Annotated in this window: 19 protein-coding genes; 11 read left to right on the top strand and 8 right to left on the bottom strand. The window is 64.0% G+C overall.

Annotation, left to right across the window (positions count from 1 at the left end; all coding sequences use genetic code 11):
- Window positions 1-60: 60 nt before the first annotated feature.
- The 6 genes from betB to XpruCFBP8353_RS04650 form a co-directional block, all read right to left on the bottom strand.
- Window positions 61-1,533, bottom strand: a complete 1,473-nt coding sequence (betB, locus tag XpruCFBP8353_RS04675; RefSeq protein WP_101362114.1) for a betaine-aldehyde dehydrogenase — start codon at window positions 1,531-1,533, stop codon at window positions 61-63.
- A gap of 39 nt (window positions 1,534-1,572) precedes the next feature.
- Entirely contained in the window at window positions 1,573-3,552 is a 1,980-nt protein-coding gene (gene betT, locus XpruCFBP8353_RS04670; protein ID WP_101362113.1) for a choline BCCT transporter BetT, read from the bottom strand.
- A 136-nt stretch (window positions 3,553-3,688) separates the two neighbouring features.
- Window positions 3,689-4,426: an endonuclease/exonuclease/phosphatase family protein gene (locus XpruCFBP8353_RS04665; protein ID WP_101362112.1), complete on the bottom strand. Its 738-nt coding sequence runs from the start codon at window positions 4,424-4,426 to the stop codon at window positions 3,689-3,691.
- Between the two features lie 49 nt (window positions 4,427-4,475).
- A complete protein-coding gene (locus XpruCFBP8353_RS04660; protein WP_101362111.1) occupies window positions 4,476-5,291 on the bottom strand; it encodes a thiol:disulfide interchange protein DsbA/DsbL in 816 nt (271 codons plus the stop codon).
- A 91-nt stretch (window positions 5,292-5,382) separates the two neighbouring features.
- Window positions 5,383-6,033 carry a thiol:disulfide interchange protein DsbA/DsbL gene (locus XpruCFBP8353_RS04655; protein WP_101362110.1) on the bottom strand — a complete coding sequence of 217 codons (651 nt, stop codon included), beginning with the start codon at window positions 6,031-6,033 and terminating at the stop codon, window positions 5,383-5,385.
- 90 nt (window positions 6,034-6,123) lie between these two features.
- Window positions 6,124-6,921 carry a c-type cytochrome gene (locus XpruCFBP8353_RS04650; RefSeq protein ID WP_162300941.1) on the bottom strand — a complete coding sequence of 266 codons (798 nt, stop codon included), beginning with the start codon at window positions 6,919-6,921 and terminating at the stop codon, window positions 6,124-6,126.
- A 143-nt stretch (window positions 6,922-7,064) separates the two neighbouring features.
- Here XpruCFBP8353_RS04650 and yihA point away from each other — a divergent pair, with 143 nt between their 5' ends.
- Both yihA and XpruCFBP8353_RS04640 read left to right on the top strand, forming a co-directional pair.
- Window positions 7,065-7,688 (top strand): ribosome biogenesis GTP-binding protein YihA/YsxC, encoded by a 624-nt coding sequence (gene yihA, locus XpruCFBP8353_RS04645; RefSeq protein WP_101362109.1) that lies wholly within the window; start codon window positions 7,065-7,067, stop codon window positions 7,686-7,688.
- A gap of 392 nt (window positions 7,689-8,080) precedes the next feature.
- Entirely contained in the window at window positions 8,081-9,445 is a 1,365-nt protein-coding gene (locus XpruCFBP8353_RS04640; RefSeq protein WP_101362108.1) for a glutamate--cysteine ligase, read from the top strand.
- A gap of 186 nt (window positions 9,446-9,631) precedes the next feature.
- Here the strand turns inward: XpruCFBP8353_RS04640 and XpruCFBP8353_RS04635 are convergent, their stop codons facing one another.
- Both XpruCFBP8353_RS04635 and XpruCFBP8353_RS04630 read right to left on the bottom strand, forming a co-directional pair.
- Complete coding sequence (locus XpruCFBP8353_RS04635) at window positions 9,632-11,134, bottom strand: ATP-binding protein (RefSeq protein ID WP_101362107.1); 1,503 nt, start codon at window positions 11,132-11,134, stop codon at window positions 9,632-9,634.
- Window positions 11,131-11,850 (bottom strand): response regulator, encoded by a 720-nt coding sequence (locus XpruCFBP8353_RS04630; protein WP_101362106.1) that lies wholly within the window; start codon window positions 11,848-11,850, stop codon window positions 11,131-11,133. The genes XpruCFBP8353_RS04635 and XpruCFBP8353_RS04630 overlap by 4 nt, the downstream gene beginning before the upstream one ends.
- Before the next feature lie 138 nt (window positions 11,851-11,988).
- Here XpruCFBP8353_RS04630 and XpruCFBP8353_RS04625 point away from each other — a divergent pair, with 138 nt between their 5' ends.
- The 9 genes from XpruCFBP8353_RS04625 to XpruCFBP8353_RS04580 all read left to right on the top strand — a co-directional run bounded on the left by XpruCFBP8353_RS04625 (window position 11,989) and on the right by XpruCFBP8353_RS04580 (window position 19,440).
- On the top strand, window positions 11,989-13,089 hold the full coding sequence (locus XpruCFBP8353_RS04625; protein WP_101362105.1) for a glycosyltransferase: 1,101 nt from the start codon (window positions 11,989-11,991) through the stop codon (window positions 13,087-13,089).
- A 586-nt stretch (window positions 13,090-13,675) separates the two neighbouring features.
- The gene (locus XpruCFBP8353_RS04615; protein WP_005911021.1) at window positions 13,676-13,951 is read left to right on the top strand and encodes a metal/formaldehyde-sensitive transcriptional repressor; all 276 of its coding nucleotides are present in this window, start codon (window positions 13,676-13,678) and stop codon (window positions 13,949-13,951) included.
- Between the two features lie 64 nt (window positions 13,952-14,015).
- Entirely contained in the window at window positions 14,016-15,125 is a 1,110-nt protein-coding gene (locus XpruCFBP8353_RS04610) for an S-(hydroxymethyl)glutathione dehydrogenase/class III alcohol dehydrogenase (RefSeq protein ID WP_101362103.1), read from the top strand.
- Window positions 15,126-15,193: 68 nt separating this feature from the next.
- On the top strand, window positions 15,194-15,769 hold the full coding sequence (gfa, locus tag XpruCFBP8353_RS04605) for an S-(hydroxymethyl)glutathione synthase (protein WP_101362102.1): 576 nt from the start codon (window positions 15,194-15,196) through the stop codon (window positions 15,767-15,769).
- A gap of 59 nt (window positions 15,770-15,828) precedes the next feature.
- Window positions 15,829-16,659, top strand: a complete 831-nt coding sequence (gene fghA, locus XpruCFBP8353_RS04600; RefSeq protein WP_101362101.1) for an S-formylglutathione hydrolase — start codon at window positions 15,829-15,831, stop codon at window positions 16,657-16,659.
- 1,006 nt (window positions 16,660-17,665) lie between these two features.
- Window positions 17,666-17,995, top strand: coding sequence for an ArsR/SmtB family transcription factor (locus tag XpruCFBP8353_RS04595; protein WP_101362100.1), 330 nt, complete (start codon window positions 17,666-17,668; stop codon window positions 17,993-17,995).
- 9 nt (window positions 17,996-18,004) lie between these two features.
- Window positions 18,005-18,220, top strand: coding sequence for a hypothetical protein (locus XpruCFBP8353_RS04590; protein ID WP_101362099.1), 216 nt, complete (start codon window positions 18,005-18,007; stop codon window positions 18,218-18,220).
- Window positions 18,217-18,678 (top strand): hypothetical protein, encoded by a 462-nt coding sequence (locus tag XpruCFBP8353_RS04585; RefSeq protein WP_207759573.1) that lies wholly within the window; start codon window positions 18,217-18,219, stop codon window positions 18,676-18,678. Before XpruCFBP8353_RS04590 ends, XpruCFBP8353_RS04585 begins: the two co-directional genes overlap by 4 nt.
- A 45-nt stretch (window positions 18,679-18,723) precedes the next feature.
- A complete protein-coding gene (locus XpruCFBP8353_RS04580; RefSeq protein ID WP_101362098.1) occupies window positions 18,724-19,440 on the top strand; it encodes a DUF4386 domain-containing protein in 717 nt (238 codons plus the stop codon).
- The last annotated feature ends 1 nt before the right edge of the window (window position 19,441 follow it).

Genomic DNA, 19,441 nt, shown 5'->3' with positions numbered 1-19,441 from the left:
TGTTTGCCGCTGTCGTGGTGCACCTCCGGCGCTTGCCTGCGCCGGCTAGCCGAGCCGCCTTCAGAACACCGACGCGTAACGTTCCAGTTCAACCTGGATCGATTTGGTGCGTGTGTAGGCTTGCAACGTCGCCAGACCGTTCTCGCGGCCCACGCCCGATTGCTTGTAGCCGCCCACTGGCATCGGTGCCGGCGACTCGCCCCAGGTGTTGATCCAGCAGATGCCAGCCTCCAGCCGATGGATCAGCCGATGCGCGCGCGCCAGATCCGGCGTGACCACGCCTGCAGCTAGCCCATACGTGGTGGCATTGGCGCGCGTGACCGCTTCGTCTTCCTCGTCATAGGTGAGCAGGCTCAAGACCGGTCCGAAGATTTCTTCGCGCACGATGGTCATTACATCGGTACAGTCGCTGAAGATGGTTGGCGCCACGTAGTAGCCCTGCGCCAGCGCACCATCGCCCAGCCGCTCGCCGCCGCACAGCAAGCGCGCGCCTTCGGCCTTGCCCTGTTCGATATGGTCCAGTACGCGCTGCATATGCGCGGCGCTGACTAACGGGCCAAAGGTGGTGCGCTCATCAAGCGGATCGCCAATGTGGATGCGCTGCACGCGTGCCAGCAGGCGCGCTTCGAATGCGTTGCGCAATGCGCGCGGCACGAACACGCGGGTGCCGTTGGTGCACACCTGGCCGGAGCTGTAGAAGTTGGCCATCATCGCGATGTCCGCGGCCAGATCCAGATCGGCGTCGGCGCAGACGATCAACGGCGACTTGCCGCCCAGCTCCATGGTCACGTCCTTCAGCGACGAACTCGATGCGCTGGCCATCACCTTGCGTCCGGTGGCGGTGCCGCCGGTGAAGCTGATCTTTTCGATCTGCGGATGTTCGGTCAGCGCAGTACCCACGCTGGCACCATCGCCGGGCAATACGTTGAACACGCCATCCGGCAGACCGGCTTCGGTAAATATCTCGGCCAATTTCAGCGCGGTAAGCGGGGTGACTTCGCTGGGCTTGAAGATCATCGCGTTACCGGCGGCCAGGGCGGGCGCGGCTTTCCACAATGCAATCTGGATGGGGTAATTCCACGCGCCGATCGCACCTACAACGCCCAGTGGCTCGTGGCGCGTGTAGAAGAAACTGCCTTCGCGCAGCGGTACCTGCACGCCCTGCAGCGCCTGCGCAACGCCAGCGTAATACTCCAATACATCGGCGCCGGTGACGACGTCGACGCTGCGTGTTTCGCTCAGCGGCTTGCCGGTATTGAGTGTTTCCAGCTCGGCCAACGCATCATTGCGCTCGCGCAGCAAGGCCACTGCACGCAACAAAATGCGCGAACGCTCTACCGTGGTCAGCGCTGCCCACTGCTGCTGACCGGTCTTTGCGCTATCGACGGCCGCATCCAGGTCGTCGGCGCCGGCGTTGTGCACGTTGGCCAGCACTTCACCGGTGGCGGGGTTGACCACTTCAAAGGTGTGGCCGCCGCGGGCGGGAACATAACGGCCGCCGATGTAGAGCAGCTGGTCGGGGAAACGTGGCATGACAAACCTCCTGTGGACGGTCGCTGCAGCGACGCACCTTTAGCGGGTGAGGTGCAGAAACTGCAGGTGACGCTCGTATTGATCGATGATGTCGTTGATGATCTGTTCGCGGCTGTAGCCGACCAAGTCGTAGTCCTGGCTGCCTTCGTACAGGTACACCTCGGCGCGGTAATAGCGCTGGTTGCGGAAGCGCTGCGCGGCAAACGATGGGGTGAGATAGCCGCGCATCACGATCTGATAGCGGAAGCCCTGCTGTTCGCCGTGGTCGACGCTGATTTCCATGTCGCTGTCGTCGATACGGCTGCTGACCTTCCAGCCTTCCTCTTGCAGCTGCGTGGTGACTGCTTCGATGGCCGGGCGCACCTGGTCGTGCATGAAGCGATACACCTCATCGCGTGCCGGGAAATGCATTGCCTGGCCTAAGCGCTGACGCCAGCCGCCGTGATGGCGCGATTGCCCGATCAACGGGCTGGGGCTGTAGAGCTGCGCGCGTTTGCGCTGCGATTCTTCGCTGAGTGCGCGCGACAGGCCCCAGGCCATCAGCAACAGCACTGCAGAGAATGGCAGCGAGGCCAGCACCACCGCCGATTTCAGCGCGTCCATGCTGCCGGCGAGCAGCAAGCCTGCAGTGACCACGGCGGTGAGTACGCCCCAGAACACGCGCAGCCAGCGCGGGCCGTCGTCGTGCGGTTCGCCGCCGTGCGAGGACAGCGTGGACAGCACCACGGTGCCGGAGTCGGCTGAGGTGACAAAGAACACGAAGCTGATTACCACTGTCACCGTGATCACCGTGCGGCTCCACGGATAGCTTTGCAGCAGCGAGTACAGCACCGTCTGTGGCGCATCGATGGCCTGTTGCGCCAACGCGCCCTGGCCATGATGAAGCAACTGATCCAGCGCGCTGTTGCCGAAGATCGACAGCCACGCCAGCGTGAAGCCGAGCGGGATCAGCAACACGCCCAATACGAATTCGCGAATGGTACGACCGCGCGAGATGCGTGCAATGAACAGACCGACGAACGGCGCCCAGCCGATCCACCAGGCCCAATAGAACACCGTCCAGTTGCCGAGCCAATCGGCACGGCCGCCATAGGCGTAGACGTCGAAACTTTTGTTGACCACGCTGCCCAGATAGTCGCCCAGGTTCTGCATCAGCGCGTTGAGCAGGTACTGCGTGGGACCGGCGAACAGCATGAACAACAACAGCGCAATCGCCAGCAGCATGTTGATGTCCGACATCCAGCGCACGCCTTTTTCGACGCCGGACACCGCCACCACAATGGCGGCGCCCATCATTGCCACGATCAGCGCGACTTGCACCCAGTGCGTATGCGGCACATCGAACAAGGTGCTCAGTCCTGCATTGAGATGCAGCACGCCAAAGCCCATGTCCGCACCGATGCCGAACACGGTAGCCACGATGCCCAGCGCATCCACGGTGTAGCCGATCGGCCCGTTGATGCGTTTGCCGATCAGCGGATACAACGCCGAGCGCAACGCCAGTGGCAGGTTGTGGCGGAAAGCGAAATACGCCAAGGCCATGGCCGCCAGCGCGAACACGCCCCAACCATGCAGGCCCCAATGCAGGAACAGCACCTGCATCGCCTGACGCGCGGACGCCTCGCCATTGCCGGTACCGCCCTGCGGCGGCTGCAGATAATGCGTCAGTGGTTCGGAAACGCAAAAGAAGAACAGCGTGATGCTGATGCCGGCGGCGAACAGCATGCCGGCCCAGGAAAGGTAGCTGAATTCCGGTTCGTCGTGATCAGCGCCGAGCTTGATGTTGCCGTGGCTGGACAAGGCTGTGGCAAGCACGAACACCAGATACAACGTCATCGCCAGCAGGTAGTACCAGCCGACATTGCGCGACGCCCAGGTCTGCGCATCCAGCAGGACACGTCCTGATTCAAGCGGAAATACCGACACCAGCAAGGCAAACGTGCAAACGACAGTGGCAGCCAGCACGAACACCGGGCGCAGGGTGCGTACCGGCAAGGTGTGTGGCGCCGTCGCACTCATGGCGACGCACTCATACAATGCGTATCACGTGCTGTGCTCCCAACGAAAAACCGCCTGCGTTATCGCACAGGCGGTGTCGAGGGGACGTCAGCGGTCGAGTTCGCCGGTGCGAACCCGTCGTCATTTTTCTGGTTATTTAACGCAGCAATTGCCGTGGTACGCGGATATCCATCCCAACCGCAAGATGATCTGAGAACGCAGCAGGAATCGCTTCGGTATGTTCGATTGCCAGGCTATCGCTGACCAGAATGTGGTCGATCGCCCGGTCCGGACGCCAGCTGGGAAAGGTGTGTACTTCGCAGCTTGGCGGTTGCAGACGGGTATGGCGATACAGCGACTGCATTTCCGGTCGATCGGCCATGCAATTGAAATCGCCCATCAGCATCGCGTTGGGATGATCGGACAATAGTTCGGCGATGAAGGCCAGCTGCGCCATGCGTGAATTGGCGCCCAGCGACAGATGCGCCACCGCCACGGCCAGGCCATCGCGGCCTTCGCCGAACTTGGCCAGCAGGATGCCGCGCCCGCCGATGCGGCCGGGCAGGGCATGGTCCTGCACTTCCACCGGTTCCAGCTTGCTTAGCAGACCGTTCGCGCTGGAAGCCACCCCACCCATGCGGCGATTGGGTTGGTGACTCCAGTAATCGAAACCGGCGCGCTCGGCCAGATAGTGGGTCTGGTTGGTGAAGCCCGAGCGCAGGCTGCCGGGGTCTGCTTCCTGCAAGCCGACGATGTCGCGTTCGCCGACCAGCTTGGCGATGCTGTCCAGGCTGGTGCGCTTGCTGCCCAGCGGCAACGCATGTGACCAGCTCCGCGTTACATAGTCGCTGTAACGGCGGGTGCTGGAGCCGGCCTGGATATTGGCGGTCAGCACCCGCAGAGTGCGCGATTCCGAAGCGTTCACGATGTTGCGTTCGCTCGACTCACTTGGCCAGCGTGGCGCGTTCGCGCGCGATCAGGTGATCGGCGATACGCAGCATGTCCGGGAAACTCTGGCCCTTGACCAGGTACTTGCCGTTGATGATCAGCGACGGCGTGCCGGTGATCTTGCTGCGGGTGGCGAACTGCTTGGCGCGGTTGGTCTTGGCCGAGACGCCGAAGCTGCTCATGGTGTCGATGAAGGTCTTCTGGTCCACGCCGTACTTGGCGTAGAACGCAGCGATGTCCTGCGCCGAATCCTTGCCGCGCTCGCCTTTGAGGGTCTGGTCGACGTGGATGGCCTTGTACAAGGCTTCGTGGGTCTTTTCCTGCACGCCCAGCGTTTCAGCGGCATAGAAGGCGCGGCCGTAGTCGTCCCACGGGCCACCGAACATCGCCGGCACGTAGACAAAATGCACGTCCGACGGCAAACCGGCCTTCCACGGCCCGATCAGCGGCTGGAACGCGTTACAGGCTGGGCAGACATAGCCGAACACTTCGGCTACTTCGATCTTGCCGGCAGCCTGCTGATAGGGCTGGCCACCGTCGATGTCCAGATAATCGGTGCCGGCGACCGGCTCCGGGCCATTCGGCGCGCGCGGGGCAGCGCTGGGCGCGGCGGGTGGCGGCGTGGTTGCGCTTTCGCCGACTGCAGGCGGGGCGGCGGGGTCTGCGGCCGGCGTAGCGGCGGCAGGCGCGGGCGCCGTTTCGGCCGCTGGGGTGGTGGCGGCAGGTGCGGTGTCGGACGAGCCGTCCTGCGCCTTGCAGGCGACCAGGATCGGCAACAGCGCCATCAGCGTCAGGGCGAAGCGGGTCTTCATCGGATTGGATCTCCAGCGTGGGGCGAGAAAAGGGCCGGACGGCCGCGGGGCGCATGATGCCACGCGCGGCCGTCGCTGGCGGTTATGCGGTTCAGCGCCTGGCCGGCGCCGCGTGCTCGCGGGCGATCAGGTAGTCGGCCACGCGCAGCATGTCCGGGTAATTGCGCGCGCCGATCAGGTAGCGGCCGTTGACGATGATGGCCGGCGTGCCGGGGATCTTGCTGCGCAGCGCGAACTCGCGTGCGGCCTTGAGCTTGGCATCCACCGCCTCACTCTTGTAGGTCTCGATGAAGCGCTGCTGCGGGATTCCGTAATTGGCGTAGAACGCGGCCAGCTCTTCCGGCGCCACGTTCTGGGTCGGCACGGTCTGCTTTTCATGGATGGCGTCGAACATGGCACGGTGGCTGCGCTTGGCCACGCCCAGGATGTCGGCGGCGAAGTAGGCACGCGCAAACGCGTCCCAGAAGCCGCCGAAGGCGGCTGGCACCGGGGTGAAGCGCACATACGAGGGCTGCTTGGCCACCCAGTCCTCCAGCACTGGCTCGAAATGCGCGCAGTGCGGGCAGGTGTAGCCGAAGACTTCGGTCACTTCGACCTTGCCGGCCAGCGGCGCGTAGGGTTGGCCGCCGTCGATCAGGGTGTAGTCCTCGCCTTCGACTGGGGCGGCTTTCTTGTCGGCGGCACAGGCCACCAACGGCAATAGGAGCAACATCAGCAGGGGCAGACGGGAAAGCAATTTCATGCGGGCTCCGTGGGGGCAGGGGAGAGCGGGAAATGACGACGCCGGTCACGGGACCGGCGTCGTGAAGCGGTGTGGCAACGGCAGGTCAGCTTACGAGCGTGCAGGCGCTCCAGCAGGCGGCTGCGCCGCTGCAGCATCGTCGGCACGATCATGCAGGCCTTGCAGATAGCTGGCCAGCGCCTGGATCTCCTGCTCGGTCAGCGGGTGCGCTACCTGCGCCATGATATTGAACAGCGCCGGATTGCGCTCCTGGGTGGTGCCGGCCTGGTATTCCTTCAAGCGACGTGCCACGTAGTCGGCGTGTTGCCCGCCCAGGCGTGGATAGGCCGGGCCCGGATTGCCACCGCCGGATGGCCCATGGCAGGCCATGCAGGCCGGCACACCGCGCGCGATGTCGCCACCGCGGTAGAGCTTCTCGCCGACCTCGTAGAACTTCATGCCCTGGTAGGGACCCTCGGCAATCGCCGCGTCGTCGGCGACACCAGCGGAGGCCTTCTGGGTAGCGAAGTAGGCGCCCAGGTCGCGCATGTCCTGCGCAGTGAGGTCCTTGACGAACGGCACCATCACCGCCGACATGCCGGTATTGCGCTCGCCGCTGGCAATCAATGCCACCTGATGCGCAACGTAGCGCTCGGTTTGCCCAGCGATACGCGGGTACATCGCCACGGCGGGATTGCCGTCCGGGCCATGGCAGGCCGCACATGCGGCGGCTTTGGTCTGGCCGGCCTTGGCATCGCCCCAGGTGGTCTTGGCCAGGTCCACCTCCAGCGGCGCAACGCGCACCGGCGGCGGATCGGGGATCGGCGTGACCGCCGATTGCGCAAACGCCACGGCCGCAATGACCGGCACAGCGAGGGCGGCGAGGACTAGCACACGAGCATGGCGCATCAGCTAAAGCTCCGTATGGACCCGGCCCGCGCGCGTTGGGTACTGGCAGTGGCAGGCGTGCTTCGATTATCGACACGCCTTTGCGCCAGGGTCAACGAACAGTGCAGCAAAACCGTCGGGCCCGAACGTGCGATCCTAGCGGGATGTCGCTCCTTATCGAACAAGCCCGCTACCACCTGTCCGCCCACAACGCCCGGCAATTGCCCGACGATGGCGGCTACGAGGTGGCCTTCGCCGGCCGCTCCAACGCCGGAAAATCCAGCGCACTCAATGCGCTGACCCGCCAGAATTCGCTTGCCCGCGTCTCCAAGACCCCTGGCCGCACCCAGCAACTGGTGTTCTTCCAGATCCAGCCCGAGCGCTATCTGGTGGATCTGCCCGGTTATGGCTACGCCAAGGTGCCGCAGGACCTGCAGGCGCATTGGCAGGCCTTCATCGACCGCTATTTCCGCACCCGCGAGGCGCTGCGCGGCCTGGTGGTGGTGATGGACATCCGCCATCCGCTGAAGGATTACGATCTGCAGATGCTCGGCTATGCCGCCGAACGCGGCCTGCCCGCCCACGGCTTGCTGACCAAGGCCGACAAGCTCGGCCGTGGCCAGCAGATGCAGACCCTGCAGAAGATCAAGAAGGAAGTGACATCGCGCTTCGGCGACAGCGTGACCGTGCAGACCTACTCCGGCGAATCGCGCCAGGGCGTGGACGAATTGCGCGGCATCGTCGGCGGTTGGCTTGGTCTGGATGTGGAAACCACCGCGGCCGAATGATGCCGTGCAACACGATTGTCAGGCACGTGTGGATGCCCAGCGCGTCGTCATCGCGGCAGACTTCGGTCTGCCATTTGCGTTTCCAGCGGAAGTGATCGGTGGGTCGCATGCGGAGCGATGCGCGGCCTGAGCATCGTGTAGGGCGAGCATTACAACGCTTGCCGTGATGATCGGACTGGGCCGGACAATGCCGGCGCTGCAGAACGCGCAGCTTGGTCAGGTTGATCCAGGTCACACCATCGCTGCGATCGATGGCGGGCATGCATCGGTGGAAATCTCATGTCCCGTGGGTGTGGCCAATCCTTTTGCGTCGGGCGGGTATAGTGCGGGCCTTGCGGTAGCTGGGGAGTATCCCCACATCGTCCCACCCCCTCACGTTTGCGAGCCTGCCCTTGTCGAGTCCCAGCCACGTTGCCGAAACGCCGATCACCGAACGCGCGGAACTGGTCCAGGTCCTTGCCTCCGGCGAGAAGCCCAGCGCGGACTGGCGGATCGGGACCGAGCACGAAAAGTTCGGCTTCCAGCTCGACGACCTGCGCGCCCCCACCTTCGGAGGTGAGCGCGGCATCCAGGCGCTGCTGACCGGGTTGACCCGTTTCGGCTGGGAACCGGTGCAGGAAAACGGCCACACCATCGCGCTGCTGCGCGATGGCGCCTCGGTGACGCTGGAGCCGGCCGGACAGCTGGAGCTCTCAGGCGCTGCGGTGGAAACCCTGCACCACACCTGCGTGGAAACCGGCACCCATCTGGACGAAGTGGCGCAGGTAGCCGGCGAGTTGCAGCTGGGGTTCCTGGGCATGGGCTTCCAGCCCAAGTGGCGGCGCGACCAGATGCCGTGGATGCCCAAGGGCCGCTACCAGATCATGAAGAACTACATGCCCAAGGTCGGCTCGCTCGGCCTGGACATGATGACGCGCACCTGCACGGTACAGGTCAATCTGGATTACGCCACCGAAGCGGACATGGTGAAGAAGTTCCGCGTCTCGCTGGCGTTGCAGCCGATCGCCACCGCGTTGTTCGCCGATTCGCCGTTCACCGAAGGCAAGCCGAACGGCTACCTGAGCTATCGCTCGCACATCTGGACCGACACCGACGCCGACCGCACCGGCATGCTGGATTTCGTGTTCGAAGACGGCTTCGGCTACGAGCGCTATGTCGATTATCTGCTCGATGTGCCGATGTATTTCTCCTACCGCGATGGCGTCTATGTCGATGCCAGCGGGCAGAGCTTCCGCGATTTCATGCAAGGCAAGTTGCCGGCATTGCCGGGCGCGTTGCCGACGCTGCGCGACTGGTCGGACCACATGACTACCGCATTCCCGGAAGTGCGCTTGAAGAAGTATCTGGAAATGCGCGGCGCCGATGCAGGCCCGTGGGATCGCCTGTGTGCATTGTCGGCGTTCTGGGTGGGCTTGTTGTATGACCAGACCGCGCTGGATGCGGCCTGGGACCTGGTCAAGGATTTCAGTCCGACCGAGCGGCACGCGCTGCGCGACGGTGTGCCCAAGCACGCTTTAGGCTTGCCGTTCCGTAATGGCACGGCGCGCGATCTGGCGGTGGAAGCAGTCGACATTGCCCGCGAAGGCTTGCGTCGCCGCGCACGCCTGAACCGCGACGGGCAGGACGAAACCGGCTTTCTGGATGTGATTGCCGAGATTGCCGAAAGCGGCGTCACGGCGGCCGAACGCAAGCTGGCGCTGTATCACGGCGCATGGAACGGCGATATCGACCGTGTGTTCCGCGAGTTTGCTTACTGAGCATGCGTTGGTAATGGCCGGTGCGCGTTGGCGCTGGCACACGTGGGTCCTCAGCGATTTGGCACCGATGCCGCTGCATTGGCGTTAGCTGATGCAGCCTGACATGCGGGCCATGGCGGGAACAGCCGTTCTTGGCTCAGCGCGGCTCCGCCCGCGCGGCGCGACAAACCGTCCTCCAACCCAATGTCAGCGTCGCTCCGGCATGCAGGGCAGTCGTACGGTCACCCGTAATCCGCCGCGAGCGCGATTATCCAGCCGTAAGTCGCCGCCGTGCGCCAGCACGATGCTGTGCGCCACTGACAACCCCAGCCCGATGCCACCAGTGTCGCGATTGCGCGAGGACTCGCCACGCACGAACGGCAGCAACAGCTGTTCGCGTTGGGTGGGATCGATGCCGGGGCCGTCGTCGTCGATCCACAGCACGCCGTCTTCGCCATCGCGCTGCAACTGCAGACGGGCGCGCTTGCCGTATTTCAAGGCGTTTTCGAGCAGATTCATCACTGCGCGGCGCAATGCCAGCGGGTCGCCGTCCAGGGTGATTTCCGGGCCGGGCAGCAGCTCGGCGTCGGCGCCGATATCGGTGGCGTTGTCGACCACGCTCTCTACCAGCAAGCGCAGATCCAGCGGTGCGCGTTCGCCGCGATGACGATCGTTCTGGATGAAGTCCAGCGCTGCGGAAATCATCGCCTTCATTTCGTCGATATCGGCCAGCGCCTTGTCGCGCAGCGGCGGCTGCAGGCCATCCAGGCGAAACGACAGCCGCGCCAGCGGTGTGCGTAGGTCGTGTGCGATCGCCGCCACCATATGCGTGCGTTCGTTGATCAGGCGGTTCAGGCGCGCCTGCATCGCGTTGAACGAATCGGCTGCGCGCACGATTTCCGGCGGGCCACTGCGTTGCAGCGCGGCGGCATCGGGGTGACGGCCCAGGCGGTCGGCGGCTTCGGCAAAGCGCTTGATCGGTGCCGACAGCGCCCGCGAAAACCACCACGCCAGCGGCACGTTGGCCAGCAGGCCGGCCAGGAACAGCAGCACCACATGGGTCTTGAACTCGCCCGAGAGGCGGCGACGCGGCGATTCCACCGTGCGCCAACGGCCGTCGGGCTGTTGCAGGGCGGCGGTGAAGCCGTCCAGTAGCGGGACGCCGGGGGTCAGGCGCTCGCTTTCCCAGGCGCCCGGCATCTCGTCCGCACGTAGCGGATTGCCGGGCAGTGCACCGGGCTGGCCGTCGCGCAGCCAGTCGTCCGCAAAGGGGGGCAGACGTTGCCCGTCAGGGCGGTCGTCGGCCACGCCATCGGCATCGGCTCCGCGCTCCTGGGTGGACCACCGCTGGGGCGGGAGCATGCCCGGCTGCGGTGCTTGGCGATCGTTGGTGTTGCGATAGAACCGCACCTGCGCTTCGGGCACATCCAGCCAATGGGCAAGCAGCATTTCGGCGAATGGATCGCGCATCTGGCCTGTCGGCGGCATGGGAGCCTGCGCCGATTCATGCACTTTCAGGGTCTGGGTGCCGGCCGGCATGCGGGTGGATAACAGCGCCACCACTTCCGGTGGATGCACCGGCGGTTCATAGACGGGGGTGCGCATCACCAGCAGGGCGATGCCCACCGCCTGGGCGGTGAGCAGGGCCACCGCCAACAACACAAAGGTCCGCGCAAAGATCGACAGTCCGCGACGTGCCGGTTTGCTCACAAGCGCGAGACGCCCGGCAACAGCATGTAGCCCTCGTTGCGTACGGTGCGAATCAACTCGGTATGGACGCGCTCATTGATCTTGCGCCGCAGGCGGCTGATCTGGCTGTCGATGGCGCGGTCGTAGACGTCGGTGTCGCGGCCGCGGGCGTAGTCCAGCAGCTGGTCGCGGCTGAGCACGCGCTGCGGGTGCTCGACGAAGGTACGCAGCAGCGCGAATTCGCCGTCGGACAGATTGATGAAGATACCGGTGGGGTCGCGCAGGTCGCGGCGCACCACGTCCAGCCGCCAGCCGGCAAATTCGTAGACATTGCCGCGCTGATCGGACTGCTCGTTACTGGCCTGGCTGCGCCGCAGCAGGGCGCGCACACGGGCCAGCAATTCGCGCGGATTGCAGGGCTTGGCCAGGTAATCGTCGGCGCCGACTTCCAGGCCGATAATGCGGTCGGTGTCGTTGCCCAGCGCGCTGAGCATGATGACCGCAGGTGAACCGCGCTCGCTGGCCAGGGCGCGCGCTGCACTCAGCCCGTCTTCTCCCGGCATCATCACGTCGAGTACGATGAGGTCCGGGCGGCGCTGCGCCATGGCGGTGCGCATCTCCGCCACGTTTTCGGCCATATCCACCTGGTAGCCGTGCGCGCTCAGAAATTCGCCGATTAGCTTGCGCAGGTCCGGGTCGTCATCAACCACGAGAACGCAGGGTTGTTGCAGGTCCATGGAGGTCATCGTCTGTGGCGCGGAGGTTGGCCCGCGCGAGGTGGTGGCTGCCGGGTACATGGTGCTCGCAATTGCAAGGCTGGGAGCACGCATCATAATGATCGAATTTGTCAACCATTGGCACACGTGTAACGCACCATGACAGAACGGGACATCGCGCAGGAAGCCACGGCATCGACACTATGCCGCTGTACGGGTGCGTGCGCGCATGACAAGGCATTTCCGATGATGCGGGTGATCAGCCGCGACAACGGCGTGGGCCTGACCCGCGACATGGTGCTGATGGCCGAAACACTGCGCGCCGGCGGCGTGCCGGTGCAGGAAGTGGGATTCACCAGTCAGCGCCTGCACGACACCGGCCGCGAGGCGCGCCTGTGGGCTAGCCGTGCGCTGTTCGGGCGGGTTCCGCTACAGATCTTTTCCGAACGCGTGTACAAGCGCTGCCTGTCGCTAGGGCAGATCAACCTGCTGGTGCCCAACCCGGAATGGTTGCTGCCCAAGTGGCTGCCGCTGCTGCCGCGCTTCGATGCGGTGCTGTGCAAGACCCATCATGCCGAGCGGATCTTCCGCAGCCTCGGGTGCGCCACCCGTTTCATCGGTTTCACCAGTCCGGATCGGTACGACGCGCGCGTGTTCCGTCAGCGCGCCTTCTTTCACTTGGCCGGGCGCAGTACCGCCAAGGGCACGCGCGTCCTGCTGGAGACCTGGCAGCGGCATCCAGAGTGGCCGCTGCTGACGGTGGTGCAGAACCCGCGCACCGCCGGCAAGCCGGTGGTGGCACCCAATATCGACCACCGCGTGGGATACCTGGAGGATGCCGAACTGCGCCGCATGCAAAACGCGCACCTGTTCCATCTGTGCCCCTCCGAGGCCGAAGGGTTCGGTCATTACCTGATGGAAGCGCTGAGCGTTGGCGCGGTGACCCTGGCCACCGACGGCGAGCCGATGAACGAGCTGATCAAGCCCGAACACGGTGTCCTAATTCCCGTGGCCGAGGTGCGTCAGCGCCGTCTGGCATCGTATTACTACGTCGACGCGGCAGGCATCGCGCAGGCAGTGGAAACCGCCCTGGCATTGCCGCAGGCGCAGCTGGATCAGTTGTCGGCCAACGCACGCGCGTTCTACCAGGCCAACGATGCAGCATTCGCTGCGCGCTTTCGCCATGCGGTGCTGGCGTCGCTGCCGGAGCATGCCGTAGATCCTGTGGCTATCGTGGCGCCGGCCACTGTCGAAAACTGACGGCGTCAGCATTCGCGCTGCCACGGTCGGATCTGCTGCAGATTTCACCGCGTCAGCCGAAGACGGTATTCCACGCAAGTTGCATCTGCGCTGCGGATGCCGGCAAGCGCCAATACACGCGTGCGCGCGGCGGCAAATCTGCAGCAAAGGAAGCTGTCAATCTCCCCTGAAAAATGCGCCACAGCCCGCGTCTGCCATCGGCATGCGGTGCGCAGATGCGTCATCCACCGCCACCGCCACTGCCAGCGCGCTGATGCGGATAAGCCACGTCAGCGGCCAGCAACGGTGCGGATAACCGGCAAGGGTCAGGTTGCGGTGGCAACTGCTCGCAGGCATCGATTGGGTCCATCCCTTGCGCGCATGCGGTGTGCGACGCGTCGGGCATGTCTGCGCAATGTAGGTGCTGCACTGCGGCTAACAGGTGGCCTGTCTGGGCCTGTTCCGTCAGCGCGCAGTGACTGCAGCGCCCCGCCTACCAATGCATGAGGGTGACCGCGCTCGCCAGAGAGACAGCCAACAGGCGGCCAGCCATAGCTTTTTCGAAAGCAATCCATATACTGCCCCCCAGTATTCTGCCGGAGTCGCCATGCCGCATTCGCCGCACGAGAAAAAGCGAGCGCTAGCACGCGTGCGCCGGTTGCGCGGGCAATGCGATGCGCTTGAGCGGGCGCTGCAGGCGGGTGCAGACTGCGCGCCTGTCTTGCAGCAGATCGCCGCGATCCGGGGTGCCGTGAATGGGCTGATGTCGCAGGTGCTCGAAGCGCATATCCGCGAAGATTTCGGACACGCCGCCGCATCCGATGCGCAACGCGCCGAGCGGGTGCAGGATCTGCTCGGCCTGGTCCGGTCCTACCTCAAATAAACCCCTCACCGGGCCGGTGCTTGCCGTGCCCGTCCTCGAACTTCATCGTCAGGAGCGTCATCCCATGAAATCCCGTGCAGCAGTCGCATTCGGACCCGGCAAGCCGCTGGAAATCGTCGAAATCGACGTCGCACCGCCGAAAGCCGGCGAAGTGCTGATCCGCATCACCCACACCGGCGTGTGCCATACCGATGCTTTCACGCTGTCTGGCGACGACCCGGAAGGCATCTTCCCGTCGGTGCTGGGGCACGAAGGCGGCGGCATCGTCGAACAGGTCGGCGAAGGCGTGACCAGCGTCAAGGTGGGCGACCACGTCATCCCGCTGTACACGGCCGAATGCCGCAAATGCAAATTCTGTCTGTCCGGCAAGACCAACCTCTGCCAGGCGGTGCGTGCCACCCAGGGCAAGGGGCTGATGCCCGATGGCACCACGCGCTTCTCCTATAACGGCGAGCCGATCTATCACTACATGGGCTGCAGCACCTTCAGCGAATACACCGTGGTGCCGGAAATCTCGCTGGCAGTGGTGAACCCGGAAGCGCCGCTGGAGAAGGTGTGCCTGCTCGGGTGCGGCGTCACCACCGGCATCGGTGCGGTGCACAACACCGCCAAGGTCAAGCCCGGCGAAAGTGTGGCCGTATTCGGCCTGGGCGGCATCGGTCTTGCGGTGATCCAGGGCGCGGTGCAGGCCAAGGCCGGACGTATCCTGGCGATCGATACCAACCCGGGCAAGTTCGATCTGGCACGCAGCATGGGCGCCACCGATTGCATCAATCCGAAGGACTACGACAAGCCGATCCAGGAGGTCATCGTCGAGTTGACCGATGGCGGCGTGGACTTCAGCTTCGAGTGCATCGGCAACGTCAACGTGATGCGTTCGGCGCTGGAGTGCTGCCACAAGGGGTGGGGCGAGAGCGTCATCATCGGCGTGGCCGGCGCAGGCCAGGAAATCAGCACCCGTCCCTTCCAGCTGGTGACCGGGCGCGTGTGGCGCGGCTCGGCTTTCGGTGGTGTCAAGGGGCGCACCCAATTGCCGGGCATGGTGGAGCAATCGATGAAGGGCGAGATCGACCTGGATCCGTTCATCACTCACACCATGCCGCTGGAAGAGATCAACGAAGCCTTCCACCTGATGCACGAAGGCAAGTCGATCCGTACCGTGATTCATTTCTGACCGTACGGCCAGGATCGGCGCGCGGCCGCTTCCGCGCACGTAGTACCCGAGACTCCGGGAGGGGCGTAATGACTACTGTGTCGATTCATCCTTCGGTAGATGGTGGTGTTGCGCGAGGCGGCGCAGACGGTTTTCAAGGCGGCACGCTTGAATGCCACTGTGCCAGTAACAAGGTGACTGTCGAGGTGTCTGCGCAGACCGCGCATAACCACGCCTGCGGTTGCAGTAAATGCTGGAAACCCGACGGCGCGAAGTTCTCCGTGGTGGCGGTGGTCCCGCGCGACAAGGTCAAGGTCACCGCACACGAAGAAAAGCTGAAGATCGTCGATGAAAGCGCGACGATCCAGCGCCATGCGTGCACCGGATGCGGCGTGCATCTGTATGGCCGGATCGAGAACAAGGATCACGCGTTCTACGGCCTGGATTTCGTGCACACCGAGTTGTCGAAGCAACAGGGCTGGTCGGCCCCCGGTTTTGCCGCGTTCGTGTCATCCATCATCGAAACAGGCACACCGCCGGAGCAGATGGATGGGGTGCGCGCGCGCCTGACCGAATTGGGGTTGTCGCCGTACGACTGCCTGTCGCCGGCGTTGATGGATGCGCTGTCCGCACATGTGGCGCGCAAGAAGGGTCTGTTGCATTGATGGTCTAGCCCTGCGGCCGGCGATCCGGCTGCAGGGTTTTCTCTTCGTAAGGAATCTTCATGGAACGTATCGAACACCGTGCCTGTTTTGGCGGTTGGCAGGATGTGTATCGGCATCAGTCGCAGACCTTGAACTGCAGCATGCAGGTGGGCGTATATCTGCCTCCCCAGGCGGCTGACGGCCCCTTGCCGGTGCTGTACTGGCTGAGCGGTTTGACCTCCACCGAGCAGAACTTCATCAGCAAGGCAGGGGCGCAGCGCTACGCCGCCGAGCATGGCGTGATCCTGGTCGCGCCCGACACCAGCCCGCGTGGCGACGATGTGGCGGATGCAGACGGCTACGACATCGGCAAGGGCGCGGGTTTCTACGTCGATGCCACGCAGGCGCCGTGGGCGGCGCATTACCGCATGTACGATTACGTGGTGAACGAATTACCGGCGTTGATCGAAGCGCACTTTGCCACCACCGGCGCGCGCGCGATCAGCGGCCACTCGATGGGCGGGCATGGCGCCTTGACCATTGCGTTGAAGAACCCGGGCCGTTACCGCAGCGTATCGGCGTTCTCGCCGATCGTGGCACCCAGCCAGGTGCCGTGGGGCGAGAAGGCGTTCGGACAGTATCTGGGCGACGATCGCGACAGCTGGAAGGCGTATGACGCCACCGCATTGATCGCGCACGCGCAGGAGCGTTTGCCGTTGTTGATCGATCAGGGTGGTGCGGATGAATTTCTGGAAAGTCAGCTGAAAACCGGACTATTCGAAGACGCTGCCAAGGCGGCGGCGTACCCGGTGAGCGTGCGGATGCAGCCCGGGTACGACCATAGCTATTACTTCATCTCCAGTTTCATTGGTGAGCACATCGCGCATCATGCCGCGGCATTGCATGGTTGATTGTGTGGTTGGACGCGTAGCGGATCGTTGTCCCTTCTCCCCCTCGGGAGAAAGTTCCTTGCAGGGGCGGATGAGGGTACGAGCGAAGCCTGGTGGAGTTTGAGTGTACGTAGGCTTCGCCCCGTACCCTTACCCCAACCCCCGCTCCGCGCCCCGGCCCGCGCTAGCAGCGCGGGCGCTCCAAGGCACGCGCGCCAGTGGCGCGCAAGCAGTGCCTTCTCGCCCCGCAGGGAGGGGGACGTACCTTTGAGCGTTTGAAAGCTCCTGCTGATTGAAGGTGGCGATCGTAGTCCCTTCTCCCCTCGGGAGAAGGTGCCCCGCAGGGGCGGATGAGGGTACGGGCGAAGCCTGGTGGAGTTTGGGTTGTACGTAGGCTTCGCCCCGTACCCTCACCCCAACCCCTCTCCGCGCCCCGGCCCGCGCTAGCAGCGCGGGCGCTCCAAGGCACGCGCGCCAGTGGCGCGCAAGCAGTGCCTTCTCGCCCCGCCGGGAGAGGGGCTCGCGTATGAAAGTTGCACCAGGCAGTAGCGGCAAGATCGCTGTTTTGCTGCAGCCGCTATTTACGGTCAGTGCAGTGCAGTGCCGTCGTTAGCGTGCCAGGTGCAGCACAAGCTTTTCGCCTCATCCGTCCAACGTCCGGCCGGCGGCTGGCACTCGCATGGCGTGAGGGGCCTATCTCTGCCGTCACTGCAATGGCTTACAGCTTGAAACAGACGCACATAGCGCCGTCGTGCGTAACGCCGCCATGCGCGATAGCACTTGCCTGCACTGCAGCTCGTGCGGACCGCATGCATGCTGCGTGTCCACGGCGCCACCCGGCTCGCGCCTGCGGCAGCGTGATGCCGGGCTTTGCGCGGCGTGTGCATCAGTCGAGCAAGCCGTCGTCCGGACAATGCCGGTCGCTTGCCGATACCGCCGGTCACGGCCCCGCACTCCAGCATCCCGCTCATGCAAAAAGCCTCCCGTGACGCTTGACATGTCTGCACCTGTCAGATATTTCTGACGCATGAAAAGTGGTGGGGCAACGACAGGAGATCGACTGCTGGAGATTCTTTCGGCGCTCGATAATCCGCACCGACTGAGGATTATTGCGGCACTGCAAACCGGTGGCCGCAACTACATCAGCAGCCTGGCACGAGAAGTGGGGATCAGCCGTCCGCTCCTGCATCTGCATTTGAACAAGCTCCAAGCCGCAGGTCTGGTGACCAGCCAACCCGAGGTGTCGCATGACGGAAAAGCGCTCAACTACTTCCAGGTGAGCGCCTTTCGATTGGAACTTTCACCTTCGGTCATTGCGGACGCAGCGACATCGCTGACCGACAAGACGGAAAAATAGGAGACGGCCTTGTCGGAGCATCTGTATCTTTTGACCATCTGCCTGCCGCTGGGCACGATCCTGCTGATTTTCGGCATGCGCTATCTTGCTGCGATCAGGCAGGCCAAGGCGCAGCTGGATCACAACCAGGCCTACCGTGAGCTGGCCGAGAAAACGCAGGTTGCCTTGAACGATATGCGTATCCGCCTCGACGGTATCGAAAGAATTCTCAAGGCCGTCGAATGATCGCGACCGAGACTGACGCCAGCGGTGCTGCAGTTTCTACCGCGTCGGGGCGGACTGCGAGCGACGTGCCGCTCTGGCGGTTGTATGGCTTGCGCGCCGGCTATCTGCTGCTCGTGGTCGGCCTGGGTGTACAGGTCTGGCCGGGTATCGTGCTGCGGCACGACAGCTGGGAACTGATGGAGGGCGTGGTGCAGTGCATGCTGGGAGCGATGGGGCTGCTGGCATTGCTTGGCCTTCGCTATCCGCTGAAAATGCTGCCGTTGCTGCTGTTTGAAATTGCATGGAAGTCGATCTGGCTTGGCGTCGTCGCCGCGCCCCGGCTGTTGCACGACCGGATGGATGTCGGTACCTGGTCCACGCTGTCGGCCTGCCTGCTGGTGGTGGTCTTTCCGGTCCTGATTCCGTGGGGGCACGTCGTCTCGACGTTCATTCGCTTGCCCGGCGACCGCTGGCGTTGACTGCTTTCTCGCTTCGCAGACCCCCCCACAACCACTGGACACTCCATGGCGTACGACATTCAAGCTCGCCCGCAGTTCTATGCGCGCGTCGCTGGCGCGCTCTATATCGCCGTCATCGTCCTGGGTGGCCTGGCAGAGGGCTATGTAGTGAACGCATTGGTAGTGCCTGGCGATGCCCAGGCCACGCTCCACGCCATCGTGCAGCATGCGCAGCTCTGGACGCTGGGGCTGGCTGCGAATCTGGTGGTGCCGCTGATCGCAGTGGTGCAGCTGTGGATCGAATACATGTTGCTGCGGCCTGCGGGGAGAGGCTTGGCGCTGTTGTTCGTGTTGTTGAATAGCGCATCGCTTGCGGTGGAGGCCGTCAGCAAGTTGTTTCAGTTGATGGTGCTGCCGTTGGCTTCCGGCAGCACGTCGGCGGCCGATCCTGCGCATGGCTTCTCGCTGGCCGCGTTGGCGTTGCTGGGACATGAGATTGGCTTCAATATCGCGCTGCTGTTTTTCGGCGCTGCCTGCCTGGTCAGTGGCGCGCTGATCTGGCGATCGCGCTATCTGCCCAGGTTCGTTGGCGGATTGATGGTGTTGGCTGGGCTCAGTTATCTGGTGGCCTCGTTCGCCGAACTGCTGGCGCCTGCATTTGCCAAGCTGATCAATCCCGGCATTCTGTTGCCGGTTCTGGTCGGCGAGACGACATTTTGTTTGTGGCTGTTGATTCGCGGAGTTGATCGGCGGCAGTGGGATGCCAGGGCTGCGCTGATGTAGA

Source organism: Xanthomonas prunicola (assembly GCF_002846205.1).
GTDB lineage: Bacteria > Pseudomonadota > Gammaproteobacteria > Xanthomonadales > Xanthomonadaceae > Xanthomonas > Xanthomonas prunicola.
The sequence above is the reverse complement of the archived record's forward strand: the minus strand, read 5'-3'. Positions and strand labels throughout refer to the sequence as shown.